Annotated in this window: 17 protein-coding genes; 9 read left to right on the top strand and 8 right to left on the bottom strand. The window is 52.5% G+C overall.

Annotated elements, in window-relative coordinates:
- Positions 1-122 precede the first annotated feature (122 nt).
- The 4 genes from QM801_RS15595 to QM801_RS15580 all read left to right on the top strand — a co-directional run bounded on the left by QM801_RS15595 (position 123) and on the right by QM801_RS15580 (position 2,703).
- Positions 123-353: a hypothetical protein gene (locus tag QM801_RS15595; protein WP_415020130.1), complete on the top strand. Its 231-nt coding sequence runs from the start codon at positions 123-125 to the stop codon at positions 351-353.
- Between the two features lie 594 nt (positions 354-947).
- A complete protein-coding gene (locus QM801_RS15590) occupies positions 948-1,259 on the top strand; it encodes a hypothetical protein (RefSeq protein ID WP_415020129.1) in 312 nt (103 codons plus the stop codon).
- Between the two features lie 465 nt (positions 1,260-1,724).
- Complete coding sequence (locus tag QM801_RS15585; RefSeq protein WP_415020128.1) at positions 1,725-2,093, top strand: hypothetical protein; 369 nt, start codon at positions 1,725-1,727, stop codon at positions 2,091-2,093.
- A 154-nt stretch (positions 2,094-2,247) separates the two neighbouring features.
- The gene (locus QM801_RS15580; RefSeq protein WP_415020127.1) at positions 2,248-2,703 is read left to right on the top strand and encodes a hypothetical protein; all 456 of its coding nucleotides are present in this window, start codon (positions 2,248-2,250) and stop codon (positions 2,701-2,703) included.
- A 676-nt stretch (positions 2,704-3,379) separates the two neighbouring features.
- On the opposite strand, the gene QM801_RS15575 is transcribed toward QM801_RS15580, so the two are convergent.
- On the bottom strand, positions 3,380-3,736 hold the full coding sequence (locus QM801_RS15575) for a cupin domain-containing protein (protein ID WP_415020126.1): 357 nt from the start codon (positions 3,734-3,736) through the stop codon (positions 3,380-3,382).
- 363 nt (positions 3,737-4,099) lie between these two features.
- On the opposite strand from QM801_RS15575, the gene QM801_RS15570 reads away from it, so the two are divergent.
- Entirely contained in the window at positions 4,100-5,512 is a 1,413-nt protein-coding gene (locus QM801_RS15570; protein WP_415020125.1) for a pyridoxal phosphate-dependent decarboxylase family protein, read from the top strand.
- 80 nt (positions 5,513-5,592) lie between these two features.
- Here the strand turns inward: QM801_RS15570 and QM801_RS15565 are convergent, their stop codons facing one another.
- Together QM801_RS15565 and QM801_RS15560 are read right to left on the bottom strand one after the other, a co-directional pair.
- Positions 5,593-5,841: a hypothetical protein gene (locus tag QM801_RS15565; RefSeq protein ID WP_415020124.1), complete on the bottom strand. Its 249-nt coding sequence runs from the start codon at positions 5,839-5,841 to the stop codon at positions 5,593-5,595.
- Between the two features lie 289 nt (positions 5,842-6,130).
- The gene (locus QM801_RS15560) at positions 6,131-6,517 is read right to left on the bottom strand and encodes a response regulator (RefSeq protein ID WP_415020123.1); all 387 of its coding nucleotides are present in this window, start codon (positions 6,515-6,517) and stop codon (positions 6,131-6,133) included.
- 190 nt (positions 6,518-6,707) lie between these two features.
- On the opposite strand from QM801_RS15560, the gene QM801_RS15555 reads away from it, so the two are divergent.
- Positions 6,708-7,433: a Crp/Fnr family transcriptional regulator gene (locus QM801_RS15555; protein ID WP_415020122.1), complete on the top strand. Its 726-nt coding sequence runs from the start codon at positions 6,708-6,710 to the stop codon at positions 7,431-7,433.
- Positions 7,434-7,537: 104 nt separating this feature from the next.
- On the opposite strand, the gene QM801_RS15550 is transcribed toward QM801_RS15555, so the two are convergent.
- Complete coding sequence (locus QM801_RS15550) at positions 7,538-7,822, bottom strand: hypothetical protein (RefSeq protein WP_415020957.1); 285 nt, start codon at positions 7,820-7,822, stop codon at positions 7,538-7,540.
- Here QM801_RS15550 and QM801_RS15545 point away from each other — a divergent pair.
- Entirely contained in the window at positions 7,715-8,128 is a 414-nt protein-coding gene (locus QM801_RS15545) for a ribbon-helix-helix protein, CopG family (RefSeq protein ID WP_415020121.1), read from the top strand. The two genes, QM801_RS15550 and QM801_RS15545, sit on opposite strands and share 108 nt — an antisense overlap.
- 234 nt (positions 8,129-8,362) lie before the next feature.
- Positions 8,363-9,199, top strand: coding sequence for an outer membrane protein (locus QM801_RS15540; protein ID WP_415020120.1), 837 nt, complete (start codon positions 8,363-8,365; stop codon positions 9,197-9,199).
- A gap of 587 nt (positions 9,200-9,786) precedes the next feature.
- Here QM801_RS15540 and QM801_RS15535 read toward each other — a convergent pair.
- The 4 genes from QM801_RS15535 to QM801_RS15520 form a co-directional block, all read right to left on the bottom strand.
- Positions 9,787-10,191 (bottom strand): hypothetical protein, encoded by a 405-nt coding sequence (locus tag QM801_RS15535; RefSeq protein WP_415020119.1) that lies wholly within the window; start codon positions 10,189-10,191, stop codon positions 9,787-9,789.
- Between the two features lie 73 nt (positions 10,192-10,264).
- A complete protein-coding gene (locus tag QM801_RS15530; RefSeq protein WP_415020118.1) occupies positions 10,265-10,750 on the bottom strand; it encodes a hypothetical protein in 486 nt (161 codons plus the stop codon).
- 103 nt (positions 10,751-10,853) lie between these two features.
- Positions 10,854-11,627 (bottom strand): hypothetical protein, encoded by a 774-nt coding sequence (locus QM801_RS15525; RefSeq protein WP_415020117.1) that lies wholly within the window; start codon positions 11,625-11,627, stop codon positions 10,854-10,856.
- Between the two features lie 61 nt (positions 11,628-11,688).
- Positions 11,689-12,780 carry a S1 family peptidase gene (locus QM801_RS15520; RefSeq protein ID WP_415020116.1) on the bottom strand — a complete coding sequence of 364 codons (1,092 nt, stop codon included), beginning with the start codon at positions 12,778-12,780 and terminating at the stop codon, positions 11,689-11,691.
- 280 nt (positions 12,781-13,060) lie between these two features.
- Between QM801_RS15520 and QM801_RS15515 the strand changes: the two genes are divergently transcribed.
- Positions 13,061-14,134 carry a hypothetical protein gene (locus tag QM801_RS15515; RefSeq protein WP_415020115.1) on the top strand — a complete coding sequence of 358 codons (1,074 nt, stop codon included), beginning with the start codon at positions 13,061-13,063 and terminating at the stop codon, positions 14,132-14,134.
- Positions 14,135-14,236 lie beyond the last annotated feature (102 nt).

The raw sequence follows: 14,236 nt of genomic DNA, 5'->3' as shown, positions 1-14,236 counted from the left end.
AAGAGTATCGGTTAGATTTGGGTCCAATTTTCCAGTCTGGAACACTTAAAGTTGAAGTTCTTCAAGAGTATACCCAACTGGTGCATGTTCATTGGGCCGCCTGAGTATGATATCCTTTAGTGATGGTCCACACTGCCTCCGTTGATAAGCAGAAGCCAAAAAGGCGTCCCAACCGGGCAGAGGCACGGGCGCTGAAGGCTGCCGAAATGGCGGTTTACCTGAGGCACGCATCTCGGAAGGCGCAGAAGGGCATCGAGCCCAACGATAGGCGAACGGACCCTGAGTTCGAACGCAAGCTGAAGCACATGTCACCTGAAGAGTTCTTCCTCCTCCAGCAGGACGATGAGGATTGATTGGTGCGAGTTAGCGGTGAGTGAGGCGCTTCTGCACTAGTCTTCGCTCTCCAAGGTTCCACCAGTCTGGCCTCCGGACTTGTCATCCTCAAAGGTCCAAGCTAGCCACCCGCAGCGCTCCCAGTTCTCCAACATCCTGACCATCTGGGGCACTCGAACTTTGCGGTGGACCTCTACTGCCAAGACGTGCGGCTGCATACTCTGCACAATACCCTCTTGCCCCAGGATGCCGCTCAAGTGATCTACTCGTTCCGGGGAAATATGCGGACGGAAAGTCACTACGAACGTTGTCATGCATTGCCTCCACCCATCATGATCGTAGCCTACTACGTTCCAAGTTAGATGACATATTGCTAATCGGGTCCCATCTGGGTGGCATGGGGGAACGCGTCCATTGCCCCAACGTTTTCCCGGCTCTCTCACGACCGCTCCAAAATATGCTGTCCGGAAAGTGATGCAGTCCGGCTATACTCAAAAGACTCGATCTCTTCTCCGGCCAAGCAAGGCACGGTCCTGATTGCAGCCAACGGCACTTCCTACCCTTAGGCAAAAGGATTAGTCTTTGCGGAACATTCTCTGCGAGGCTCGCTCACGATGGCGGAAGTTGTTCTCTTGAATTTTCCTATGTCATTGCTTGGCGTTTGGCGCTCGGAAGAAGACGATGGGAGGACCGAATACGATATTCAAATCCGAGGTGGTCAGCTTTTTGTAAACGCCAAGGACTTCGTGGATGGTGAGCCATATGTGGTGACAAACGTATCTTACGACGCTCAACGAATTGAGTTCGATACCTTGATGCCGTCCACTTCTCGTGCCGGACACATTGTCCTCACTGCCCTCAGCACTCGTGACCGGGCGCACATTCAATTCACTTTTACTGATGTCACCTACATCACTCGCATCTAGCAGCAAGCAACCAGCCGATTGTCTCTGAGGGGATCTAGGTCGCCGGAAGGGGACGAACAATTGAGCTACTCATTGCTGACTATGGGTCCCATCTGGGTGCATGGGGGAAAGCGTCCATTGCCCCAACGTTTTCCCAGGTCTCTCATGTCCGCTCGGAAAATTTTCCACCGGGAAAGTGCTGCGGTCCGGGGCTGGGGGCGTCCTTGTGCTGCGTGAGGAGGAGAATGTGAGGAGGAGCGTGAGGAGGAGTGGCTCAGCGACCCCTCACTAAACTATTGAAATCACGCCAATCCCAAGAGGTTTTGAGAGTTGGCTGGGGGACTAGGATACTGTGTTCTGTTGAGTGGAAAAACATGCTGTGGTTCACGCATGACAAACGACGCAACACGCACAAGACCCAAGCGACGCCCAAAGACAACTATAACTCAGGCGCATACAGCGGAAGATACGGGAGGAACTCAGCATATGTCGTCGGACGACGCCGAGCTTATCCTAGCCTCATGGTCTAGGGTGGGGAAGGACAAAGCCGTCGGCTACCTTCCATTGCGGACGGTTGAGAAGATTCTGAATCTGGATCGAAGGTGGATCGAAAGCTACTGCACTGAGCGCGGCCTGCAGTTTAAGGTCTTTGGTCAGGATGAAACTTGTATACAGAGTGGGGCTGTCTACATCTGGTCGGAGCAACAGCTGAACTTGCTACTGGGTAAACATCACCTTCACCGCGATGCCCATCTGAGCACAAACGAATTCATCTCTCTCATCGCAAAGCGGTGGTTCACCGAAAACGATGATATGATGTCGCTGATCAGGGCGGCTTTTGCAGACGAGGATTAGTCTATGCCCGGCTGAGTACGGCTAGGGAAAGCTTCGCGGCCCAGAACTGGCAATGTCGCAGCGTGGTGTGCTGTCAAACCGAACAACAGTGCGAACTCGTCTGGGCTGACCAATCACTAGAGTCCAACTATCTGGACCATCAAATGGAGGTGTGATGAAGACGGTCAATGGAAACAAAAACACCTGGATTCGAGTTAGGCTAACACATGCACTAACTGGCCAGTCCATGACCTTTGATGCCACAGAACCGAAGCTCAAAACAACGTACTCAAAGATTGCTCGAAAAGCGATCACTGTCGTGACGTGCAAGACTGTCTATCGCTCTGGTAAGCGGCGCAGCAGTGAGGTGTTGGTATCGTCAAGTACGCTCGGTCTGGTCTCACAACTCCTAGCTCGCATTCAGAAGATGGTGCCAGAGGACGAATTGCAAGACTGGACCGACGAACGTGGAGTTGTTTTTTGGGTCCTTGCACCAAAGGCCGCGCCAATATCTTTGGGCTTCCCCCTCTACCGCAAAATTTGTTCCATGGTTGACAGCAAGGAGGAGCAGTATGCTCTCAGCATTGCAAAGCGCAGAACCAAAGACACGCGTCGATCTGCAATACGATAACACGACACACTTGCCTCAATGAGTGGTGCATAGGGAGGGTTGGCATGAAGCTGCTTAGCCGCACAGTCATTTGGCTACGGCTCCGGCTGGGAGATGTAGGGGCGATTTTGCTCGCATTTGTGATGTTGGCGGCCACATTCGCAGCTTTGTTGGTTGTCCCGATGGGTATGCGGTCATTTGGGTTTGGACCGGAATGGGGCTGTATCTGGCCGGGCAAAGGCGAGCCGATATGCGTCAAACCTGAGGAGAAGAACTGATCGTGTCTGACCTTCACCTCTGGAAAGTGCTACATCAAACTGCTACATCAGGCTTCGACGGGCCCTTATGCAAGTCGTTGTAACAGTTGGGAGAGCGCGGCGTTCGCAATGCCGAGGTCAGGGGTTCGATCCCCCTTCGCTTGTCTCTAAACTTCCAATTGCCAGCGAGCGGACCAAGTTTTTCATTTCACACTTTACTTCTTCACCAGGCTCAAAATACTTAGTTCAGACCATGTGGCACTAGTGGGGATTGGCCACATGTTGCTCCACATTGAACCAATACCCACCCCAGCCATTGAGAGACGAGGGGTTCAAACCCATGACGACCGCACAAACTCGCAATTCCCGACACATCTAATTTGAACATCAATAGCTGCTTATGCTCTTGCGACTACATGGCGTGGCTACGCCGCATAGAGCTATTTGGGTTGGCCGGGCGAGGTCAAGAAGTCTGTGCGACTCGGCGTGAAGCTATCTATCAACCGCCCTTGGGAAAGTGCCTTCACGCCGTGGATAAGGCGTGAAGGTACGATGTATACGTCACCCTCCTTAAGCACGGCGGAGTGACCATCAATCGTCACTTCGAAGGTGCCCTCCGCCACGTAACTTGACTGGACGTGGGGATGAGAATGCAGCCAGCCTTCGCCGCCAGCTTCAAATGCAAACTCGACCACCATGAGCTCCTCGGTGTGGGCAACGACGCGACGTCTGTTGCCTTCAGGAGTGGTCATCCATTCGCCGTCCGTGGCTCGCGCAAAAAGAGATTGCATCATCAAAGCTCGTCCCAATCAGTCACCACCGCAAATCGGATGGAGGCTCACGAGTACGCTACCAGCGGTTGGGCGGGGGTTGTATGAAAATTTCTCGTCGTAGTCCTCCCTTAGCAACTGATTTCGCGCCTGGAGCAGTTTAACAGGTTTGATCGCCACTTACACGTCACGGTGCAGCTGTCATGAAAACATCGGTCTCCATGTATTCCGACAGCTAGGGCAGAAAGACTTCACCAGCGGAAAAAACGCGAAGTTGCAGAACACGCGGGGGCTCTACGGCCCCCCAATTGCGGCCAAATTCCAAGGTGTGAGAACTTCTGTTGATCCCGTGCTATCACGTATCCGCAAAACTGCGTTTTGAGGTGTGATATGTCGCCTGACGAAATCAAAAGTATCTTTGCACTTGCCGCCCACCGCGCCAGCCGCTTTCGAATCTCTTTGCCCGATTGGCCGCACAGTCCAATGCAATCCTATGGAGCATGCGTTGAGGACTTTGACGGACCTCTGCCGGAGGATGCGGTCAATGCTATCGCGGCCCTGGAAGAACTTGCCGAAAAGGCCGAGAAGGGCCTGCAGATGTCCACGGGCAATCGATTTCACGGCTGGGTAATTGGTAGTTCCCACGTTGTGGGAGCTGCGGCTGACATGATGACAAGTGCCTGGGGTCAGAACACGGGAAATCACATTGCAGCACCGTCAGCCTCCGCGGCTGAAACCGTAGCGGCAAAATGGATCCTGGAGCTGCTTCAGCTTCCCGCCCAGTCGTCTGTCGGCTTTGTCACTGGCGCTACTGTCGCAAATTTTGTGTGTCTCGCGGCCGCGCGAGGAGAGGTTCTGCGCCGCGCCGGGTGGGATGTTGAAGCACAGGGCCTATTTGGCGCGCCTCCGATCACCGTTTTAATCGGTGACGACGCCCATACTACAGTCTTTTCCGCGCTCTCATTTCTGGGCCTTGGTAGAGAACGCGTTTTGCGTGTGACTACCAATTCTCAAGGTGCGATATGTGCCACGGACTTTATCAAGGCTGTGTCCAAAGTTTCTGGTCCCTTGATCGTGGTTCTTCAGGCGGGTCAGATCAACACCGGTGCCTTCGACCCATTTGACGAAATAATACCGCGGGCCAAGAAAAAAGGTGCGTGGGTGCACGTTGACGGTGCTTTCGGTTTATGGGCGCGAACCAGCTCGTCAAAAGAAAGCTTGGCCACGGGCCTTGAAGACGCCGACAGCTGGGCAACGGATGGTCATAAATGGTTGCAAACGCCATACGACAGCGGCTTTGCGATCGTGAGAGATGAGTTGGCCCACCGTCGGGCCATGACCATTGCTGCAAGTTATCTTCCGAGAACGGTGGAGGGTGAACGGGATCCAAGCCACTATGTGCCTGAGCTTTCACGGCGTGCCCGCGGGTTTGCCGTGTGGGCAATGATTAAGGCACTCGGCCGCGCCGGCATTGATTCCATGATTAATCGGCACTGTGCAGTCGCTCAAATGATGGCCGAAAAGCTCACCGAAGAATATGGAATCAAGATCCTCAACGATGTTGTCCTCAATCAGGTGATTGTTCGCTTCGGTTCCGATCTCTCCGATGAGGATGGTGACCATCTCACGCGGAATGTCATCGCGAGGATACAGGAGGATGGGGAGTGTTTTGCAGGTGGCGCCGTCTGGCGTGGTCGGCAGGTGATGCGCATTTCCGTAATTGGCTTTGGTACCGATTCACAGGAAGGCGCACGCAGCGTTAGCGCTATCGTGAATGCCTACCGGGCAGTGCGCAGCCCGTAATCTATGTGGAATGCTGGCATCTTCAGGCTCAGATGCACCGATTAATTTGAATCTGCTGGGTGCCTTATCAGGCCCACACATCATAAGGCGTAGATGTAGGCAGTGCTAACGCCATGCGTCTTGGCCAGGTCGGCAACTGATGCACCCTTCTTGCGCTCAGCCTTCAGCATCTTTCTGAACGCCACCAACTCCTTGCCGCTTCTTCTGATACGCTTAATCCGGGATGCCGGCTTTGGTCTTGCAGCCCTCTTTGCTGAACCGGCCATCAGCTTTTCTGCCAAGGCAATGATTTTCTTGAGCTTGGAAAGGTCGTGTTTGTTGAGGGGCATCAGATGTTCCACTTTGAGAGATAGGAGGTCTCACTTACTCCAGTGATGACGAGATGGAAGGGCAATTTTTTCAGCTATGTTGCAGCAGCAATGGTACCCATATCTCTAGCAGGCAGCGAGTTGGCAGTGTTACCTGTGGTGAGTTGAGCACAGGTGGTGATCCATTTCTGTTTGCTTGGCCATTCTGAGTTCAATGGACCTTACCCAAGCTGATCCGATTTTGATGCTGATCGTGCTATCCGAGTCGGTGAATGCAAGGCTGTCGGCAATGATTGTTCACTGACAGGGTTTAAGGCAGAGAAAGCTGATTGAGCGACAACGCCAAGTCTTCAATAGAAAATGGCTTCCGCAAGAACGGTTGTACCTTGAGTGCGGAGGGAATTGGCCCTGTGTCGATGTAGCCTGTAGAAACGATGAAAGGCGCTCCTTTTGAACGTAACGCCTCCGCCACAGGCGCAGACGTGCCATTTCTCAGACTGACGTCCAGAATTGCTAGATCATAGGCATCAATCGTCGCAAGTGCGCGCTCGACAGTTCCCACCAGAGTAATCGTAGTGAACCCGAGTTGCCTCAACATGTGTTCGAGGTCGATGGCAATGAGTGGCTCGTCCTCCAGCACCAAAACCGAGTAGTGGCGAGGCTCAAATCGCAACTTTTTCGACAGGTCGGTCTCCAAGCGTTACGTTGTTCAGTAAAATGATCGCGGCGCCTGTGCCCGAGGAGATATGCTAGCCGTGCTCGGAAGCCCTCGTCTAGGTTGTAGTCTTTTAAAAGGTGGCGCCCGCTCTGTCTGTGCACTTGTGCATATTCGCAACCTAAAATTTACGCTAGGGTTGCAACCTCTTACACCATAGTGGGGAACGGCAATGGACCGTCAAAGCAGCGGCAGCGGCCTGCTTGATGCACTTCGAAGCGACGATTTTGCACTCATTCAGCGGCATCTCATGAACGAGACGCGCGAAACCGCAGATATACTCTATGTGCCCGGAGACCACGTTGGAAAAGTCTACTTCCCCCTTGGCCCAAGCCTGGTTTCCTTTCTCGTAACAAACACCGACGGTGCAGACGTCGAGACTATCCTTGTTGGCCGAGAGGGTGCGGTGGGGGGTATTGTGAGTGCTGGCCATCTTCCAGCTTACTGTCAGATCACCGTAAAATTTGGTGGCCCATTCTTGACCGCACCAATTGATGCGTTGGAGGCTGCAAAGGACAGGTCTGCTTCCTTCGACCGGCTGTTCACTCGGTATGCAGATTGTCTAATGGCGCAAATGTTTCAATCCACCGCTTGCAATGCGATACATAGCGTTGAGGAACGTGCCGCGAAGTGGATTCTTGCGGCAATGGATCGGACCGGTGACAACATTGTCCCGCTCAGACAAGATGAGCTTGGCTCGATGCTTGGCGTAGGTCGCAGTTATGTCAGCCGCGTTCTGAATAAGTTCAAGGAAGACGGGATTCTCACCGTGTCCCGCGGGCGCTTGACCATTGCCGACAAACACGCCTTGGCTGGAGCATCGTGCAATTGCAATCGCAGCGTAAGAATTCACTTCGATACTGTGCTCAAAGGCGTCTATCCAAACTCAGATCGCTGAATAGCCTTCACTTGCGTCGCCTTGCGCGTGGTCGAACATAAAAGGTGTGAAGTGGGGCGGTCCAGTGAGAGCCGCCACTCCAAGACAATGCCACCGTCAGGCAGTCAAGCGGCCAATTTGCGGTCCTCCGCATCTTCGGCCTCATGGCGTTCACCCGCCTTGAAAGGCATAGACTGAACCGAGGCGTCGGCACTCTCAACGAGCCGTGCGGCCGCAAAGATGAGCACGGAGATTTCCTTTTGCGAAATGCTCGGTGTGTTTCTTAGGTCGTTGTGCTGTTCATGAAGCGCGTTGAGAATGGCGCTGGCAATGCTGAGCTTCATCGATGCGTCATCGATGAGGTTGGTTTCTTCAAAGAGGCCTTTGGTGATATTGTGTCCGGTAGCCATGATGCAAGGGTCCTTTGCGTTGTGGTTAGGGCCGGATTGGAAGTTCGCGCTTCCGTCCGGCCTGTTATTGTGCTAGCACGGTTCAATATTAGTGGCAAGAGAAATGTGCTAGCACAGATGAAAAATGTTGAGCGGAAGAGGCCCGGCCCGAAACCTACTGGCAAGGGCGAGCAAGTGGTGGTTCGGATTCAGCCTGACCTGATGGGCGCGCTGGACAAGCATGTTGAGGCAACGGAGGCGGAGAGCCGGGCTGCCGCAATCCGGGAAGTGCTGGCTGGATATTTCAAGCGGAAAGGCATTCTGTAGAGCGGCTGTCGGGGCCAGCCCAAGGAACGTGTAAGATGGCCGTGCACGCATCGAAGAAAAGGTAGAGCTGTGTTGCTTTTCTGACACACTTTCGATTTGCGCTTAGTAATTGATTTTGCTGGCAAAGCCAGAAACATGTGCAGCACTTACGATTTTGCTGGGTAGTTTTTTCTACTAGAATCCTAACGTTGGTTCATGCTTTTTTAAAAGATGTTCAACGCTTAGGAGTCGGCCATGTCAAAGTTGCTAGCGGGTATTTTGCTTTCTTCATTGGCAATCGCAGCGCTGAATGCGCCGTTGCGCGCCGCAGATGTGGCTCCTTCGGATCCGGGCCATGGGTACATCCAGTTAAATGGCACGTACGCCTTTGGCGACGTTGGGTCAGGAATTGAAAGCACTAACATTATAACGCCCGGAGACTTCAAGACAGGCGACGGAGTGTGGGCTAGCGCCTACTTCGGCTATGTGACGCCTTACGGCTGGGATTGGCGTGTAGGGGTCGGAGGTGCTGACCTGTCGCAAGGGAAACTCCGCGGGACCGGGAACAACCGATTTGGTGTCGATGATGCAAAGATGCTGAACTTTGACGCTGATATTGGTTATCAGATGGGAAGCGGTGATATCAACTTCCGGCCATCTCTGGGAATAAGGTACTTGGGATGGGACCAGGATCAAGGATACCATCCAGATAGTCCTCTTGGCTGCTGTGGCTTGTCGTCTGGTTTTGATGGCTTTGGGCCCAAACTTGGATTTGATGCCGCAGTTCCGATGTCTGGTGGCGTTAGTCTCGTTGGTGGTGCGGAAGCTTCAGTGTTGTTCGGCAACATCGATCACGACGCTGGAACCTCCTACAGTGACCCCAAAGGTTCGAAAAATAGGACTGCGTATACATACGGTGGATACGCTGGGATCGACTGGGCCATTAACAATCAACTCACAATTGGTGCCCGTTACAATCTGATGGTGCTGGACGGAACATCATTCCGCAAGGCAAACCTTTTCACTTCTCCTTCTGGACGTGGTGAGAACGTGCTTCACGGTCCGTCGATCAATGTGATGTTTGCATTTTAGTTGAGCGAGCATAATTTCCGGAAGAGATGTTGAGGTGTACGGGGACGCGGTATAGCGGACCGGAACATTCACATTCGTGGGCCAGCAATTCTCTTGCCGACGTCAGCCTTCTAGTCGTTTTGCACTCCATGCGAACGTGAGTTGATTGTCCTGTTCGCCAGCTTGACTTCCCTAACGAGAGCCGAAATTTCCTGCCGAACCATCTTGGCGGTGTTGAACCTGTTGATGTCCATGCCTCTGGTGTACGCCGGAGCCGGTGCTAGAGCGGAGGATGCGGCCCCTCCAAAGGCCTATTGTTCCGCGGGTTTCAGCCAACCAGCCCGTCTGAGTGAAGGCGAACAGGAAGGCAATCCGGTCTACATCCTGAAAATTGGCAACGAGACAGAAGTACTGGGATGGGGCGGCAGCGTCGGTACGGGGTTGCCTGGGATGGTCGTTGGGTCCTCCAAAGGTGGAGAGGCCGAGGTCGTGTACACTGTAGACTTGGAGGAGGCCGTTGATCCCGCGAAACCTACCTCGATACATCTAATACTTTTTCGAGATAGAGTGTTCTGGCCCTGTCGAGACTAAGTGACTACAAAAACGGCTTAGCTAACTCTCGGTAAGCTGTCGCTTGGCAAAACTACAATCCCAGCGCTGGCTGCTTTTGCTAGGTCCTCTGAAAGCGTACGCACTTTCCCAGCAGTCAGTTTTACGCCCTTTTTGAGCAAGCGTCGTGAGACGGTGTCGGCGTTGACCCAGCCACCAGTCTCAGCATTTTTAAGTTCCGAAAGATACGCACTCAGACCCGGACTAAAGGTGTCCTCAAAATGGGCAATAAGATGCTTCAAGCGATCGTACTCTTGGAGAATGGGGCTTACAATTTCGAATCCTGCCGCAACCTCGCTGTTGCCGTTAAAGTGCATCTCCTCGACGACAACTCCCAGTTCTCGTGGGGGGACTGTTGAGACGTAGAACTCCCAAACCTCCTGAACCTCAAAGAAGTTCTTCAAGAATCTGATGCAACTCTGAATCATGCCCGCTGTGATGGTGAGTAGATGAACCTCAATGCTCAAATCATGAGGTCTATGAGAATCCCTTAAGAACTTTGAGCCAACTGACATCCCGAATGAAAAGGATCTCGTTTTCTGGTCTATCGAAACTTTGACCAAAGAACTTTGTGCGAGCCCAATCGTCATTCTCGATTGGCAGCAGGTTCAGGTCCACGTGATAAGGTTGCCAAGTCAGCGCCAGGTTCCCTTTCGCAGTTATCTCCACATAGGTTGAGATGTGCGGGCGATAAGGTTGGTGGCTCCTTAGGAGCGCTTCGAAGTTCAGTCTTCGAAAATCAAAGACTGAAATGAGGCCATTTGTGGCCATGAGACCAACTGACTGCGAAATACCCCCAAGGATTGACTGCTGGTAGGGTGGAAGGTCGCTCTCTCTCAGACCGACCTTTGCCAGTTGCTCTCGCAGATATCCAAGCTGGTTTGCAGGTTCGGCGTAGTGCTCAAAGAAAAGCGGCGCGACAATTCGCTTATGATCTACGGCAATCGAAGCGCGCTTAGCCATCTGCGCCAACCTTGGTAAGGACGGAGAAACCTAGGCTACATGCAATGCTCGGAAGTGGTCAATTCTCGGATTCTTGCCTCCTTATATCCCCTAATTGCGCTCTCTATTGAATAACAATGACAAGTTCAATTGGCACAACCTGCATGTCCTTGTCAGCAAGGATCAGAAGGGCAAGCTTCCCGGTAGTCCCTCCACTGTCAGTGCTGACATCTGTCTCAGCGAGAATGATCCTTGACAATTCCTTACGGTGCTTAAGCAGATAAGCCTTTTGCGGCTCGTAGTCCTTGTATCGTGCGTAGGAGTAGAAGGCTTTCACAGCTTCAGTGTCTTTAGCTACAATCCTGTAGTTTCCCTTGCGACGCTGGAGTTCGCTGAGCAATACCTCGTCTGAAGGAAGTGAATCGTACTTCGCTGCAATAAGGCGCTCCGGATAGAACAGCGGATCATAGCTGGCATCCTTTGCAATTGACCGGAAGTAAGTGAACCACTTGAAACTCTTCTCTTCAAGTTGGCTCGTCAGTTTCTGACTACGAACAGACCGGACCGTTTGTTTGAACCATGAAGACACGTCCGACGCACCCGGAGCCAAGCATGCTGACGGCAGCGCTATTGCGGGTCTGAAATCTTCAGTATCGTCTTCAACTCGTACCTCACCGCCCAAAGCCTTCGAGCAATCCCGAAGTTTCTGCTCGATTGCGGCAATATCTGACTTGCTGGGAGCGTTTGGTTCCGCATCGGCTATGTCCGCACGAAATGCCTTCAGTGCTTCTTCATAGGTTACGATAGTCGTGAAGCGGTGAGTCGTGTCAGCCAGGACATGCGTGCTGCTAGCAACCAGGAAGGCTGAAGCAAAAGCTTTGCAGTGGATTTCTTTCATTCTGACCCGTTCTGGCAATTGATGCCCGTGAATGTGACTATTTTGGCGCAGACAAATATACTCAGTATCTAAGTTGCTGCCAGCCTGCTCTTAGCGCCCATACGTCTGGCACAAGGGCGGTAGCTGTCGCGGTTTCGGGATGGTCAAGTGCCTTCGGCGCTGCTGCATAGCAAATCACACCGATCACTGTCCCATCCTCTAGCAACAAGGGCGCACCACTTGATCCGGTCTTCGTCAGAACGTTGGATTGTATGGCTACCTCACGAGGGACAACACCTCCAATCCGTCCGGACGACACGACCAATTTGCCGCCAGGGGAATCTAGAGACTTATCTGAGAAATAGTTCGTCTTGCCGGGATATCCCGCAGCAAAAACTCGCGTACCTATCGCTAGCTTTGAAGTACCCAGTTCAATATTAGCAGAGTTTTGCGGGACGAGATGATTGGTCCAGTCCATTGCGACGACGTCCGATCGAATGTAATTGTACCAAGATTTGTCAGACAGGTTCACCTGCCCACTTCTCTGTATATTGACCCGCGGGTCGTCGTTAATCAGTCCGAAGCGCGCTAGGTCGTCAGTGGGCGCAGTTGCTGAGTTATAGATGACCTTTCGATCTTTGTTGTAGATCACCATCGGTGGTGAAAGTGTTCGTATGTCCCGATTGTTCGCCTTAGAAGCCCACACTAGCCAGTTGTGAAAGCTATGACGACACATCCAGAGACGATTGCCATCTTGAAAGAAGCCTGTGGACATAGCGTTACCCTTCTGAACTGGGCAAAAGCGCAACTGCTGCTTTCGACAGGTTTCAATTTGGATTGCACGCAAATTTGGCTGAGGGGCCGTTGGACTCTTACCGGCAAGCAATTTTTGTTGGCGACTTTCGGGATGAGACTTCTCCAAATCTACAAGCTCAGTGTCGGTTTCGTCCTTCTCGCCACTTCCTCCAACAGAAATAACCTGGACCACGGACGTTTGAAGGAACTGCAGTGATTTCAGAGGCGAACGTTCCAATGGAATGAAACCGGACAGATCATCGGCTGTTGCGCGATGTTCACTCTGCAGCCAAAGCAAACCTGCGAATAAGATTGTCGCGGCCCCACGAGTGACGGCGGAACGCTGTTGCGCCCTTCCAAAAGTTGTCCATACTGGCAATCTCAATTTTAGTTACCTCAGAGGGATGTACTGGATCAATCTACTCAGACGGCATCTTGGTAGTTCGCATTGAGTTAGCGATTAGGACAGCGCGAAAGTCAATGCTCGGTGTTATCCGAGCCGGACTGTCACTGTTTCGTGGACACATTGGATGGACAATCAAAAGGCGATCAAACAGCTAGGTCTCCGCTACTGCCGCATCTGGTAGGGACAACCGGGATTGAATAGTTTGTCGCAAAGTTCGAAAAGCTTGCGTTGCATTGGATGGCTGGAGCAAGTGATGGCGGGAGTGGATATCTCAAGGAGTTTGTGGATTGGCGCACTAATCCTCATAACTGCCGTCACTCCAGCGAAGTCGGATTGGTGGGAGGGCTTCAAGCCGATTGCAGAGCTCGACCCAAAGTTGCGCGGAATCGTAGAGAGGTCAGTTGTTTTTATTCAGGCTCCTGCCTTTGGTGGTGAGTTGAAGGAAGCCGACGTTGAGATTGTCGATGTTCAATCTAGGGCGATTTCGAGGAATGTGCGTCCATCAAAGGATCCAAGGAAGCCTCAGTCAAGACAGGTCATGGAGCAGCTTCAAGTAGAAACCTGTCGGAAGCAGAATTTGAGATACTGCCCCATATTTGAGCAACAAAGCAGGTCCACAGGTTTGCTCGAAGACGGTAGCATCCTGAATACATGCAGGCATGGTTTTCACAATTGGCTCCTAATGGCTATGAAGGCCAATCCGGGCCGCACCGTCCAGTCAATAACCCCGCCGCTGATCATATACTCTTTGGCAGGCAAGGTTCTCTATAACTCGGCCAATGTGGAGGCAAAAGAACTCCTCAAAATCACAATGATTGATGACAGTCCGAAATTTGAAAAGCCCTTTGACCAGATTAATGATCTGGCAAATGCGAATGTGCAGAGCAACGGAAGTTTGAGTGACTACTTTGCCGAATCGCGCAGACTGGACTACGTCGAATTGACATCTCCTGACAGAATTGCCCAACCGGAAGCGGTCATTTTCGACACAGGCATGCTGTCGTGGGGCAATGATCCGATCACTCTTGTGGGCTTTTCAGCCAAAACGAATTTTTACGGAGATCTGAGGTTAGATGCACCTGGCGCTGTGGCGGTGGCTACATCTGGTGACATCTCGCATTTGTATCCGAATGATCTGTATTTTACTGCGAAAATGCCCGCCCAACATGGTCTGAGCGGTGGGCCGGTGTTCAACAAGTACGGGGAGGTAATGGGCATCATCATCGATTCCATTGATCCTTCCGACGTTAGAGAGAATGGTTGGCAGTCGGGGTTCCTTGTGCTCGACAAAGCGAAGCTGCGGGAACGCTGGAAGGCAAGACGATGATACAATGGCGCATCATTTGGTCCCAAGTGGGTATTCTGGCAACTTTGTGGTGTTTCCGGTCTAGCCCCCGCCCTCTAGATCGTCCGCCTCCTATCAGGGCCC

The sequence above is a fragment of the Aestuariivirga sp. genome (assembly GCF_047600585.1).
GTDB lineage: Bacteria > Pseudomonadota > Alphaproteobacteria > Rhizobiales > Aestuariivirgaceae > Aestuariivirga.
This window is presented reverse-complemented; position numbering and strand designations above follow the sequence as displayed.

Bases quoted from the DNA above. Each gene is read 5' to 3' on its own strand.
- QM801_RS15565 (WP_415020124.1), bottom strand. From the start codon at position 5,841: ATGCCCCTCAACAAACACGACCTTTCCAAGCTCAAGAAAATCATTGCC.
- QM801_RS15530 (WP_415020118.1), bottom strand. From the start codon at position 10,750: ATGGCTAAGCGCGCTTCGATTGCCGTAGATCATAAGCGAATTGTCGCG.
- QM801_RS15595 (WP_415020130.1), top strand. From the start codon at position 123: ATGGTCCACACTGCCTCCGTTGATAAGCAGAAGCCAAAAAGGCGTCCC.
- QM801_RS15515 (WP_415020115.1), top strand. From the start codon at position 13,061: ATGGCGGGAGTGGATATCTCAAGGAGTTTGTGGATTGGCGCACTAATC.
- QM801_RS15525 (WP_415020117.1), bottom strand. From the start codon at position 11,627: ATGAAAGAAATCCACTGCAAAGCTTTTGCTTCAGCCTTCCTGGTTGCT.
- QM801_RS15590 (WP_415020129.1), top strand. From the start codon at position 948: ATGGCGGAAGTTGTTCTCTTGAATTTTCCTATGTCATTGCTTGGCGTT.
- QM801_RS15540 (WP_415020120.1), top strand. From the start codon at position 8,363: ATGTCAAAGTTGCTAGCGGGTATTTTGCTTTCTTCATTGGCAATCGCA.
- QM801_RS15585 (WP_415020128.1), top strand. From the start codon at position 1,725: ATGTCGTCGGACGACGCCGAGCTTATCCTAGCCTCATGGTCTAGGGTG.
- QM801_RS15580 (WP_415020127.1), top strand. From the start codon at position 2,248: ATGAAGACGGTCAATGGAAACAAAAACACCTGGATTCGAGTTAGGCTA.
- QM801_RS15555 (WP_415020122.1), top strand. From the start codon at position 6,708: ATGGACCGTCAAAGCAGCGGCAGCGGCCTGCTTGATGCACTTCGAAGC.
- QM801_RS15550 (WP_415020957.1), bottom strand. From the start codon at position 7,822: ATGGCTACCGGACACAATATCACCAAAGGCCTCTTTGAAGAAACCAAC.
- QM801_RS15570 (WP_415020125.1), top strand. From the start codon at position 4,100: ATGTCGCCTGACGAAATCAAAAGTATCTTTGCACTTGCCGCCCACCGC.
- QM801_RS15545 (WP_415020121.1), top strand. From the start codon at position 7,715: ATGAAGCGCGTTGAGAATGGCGCTGGCAATGCTGAGCTTCATCGATGC.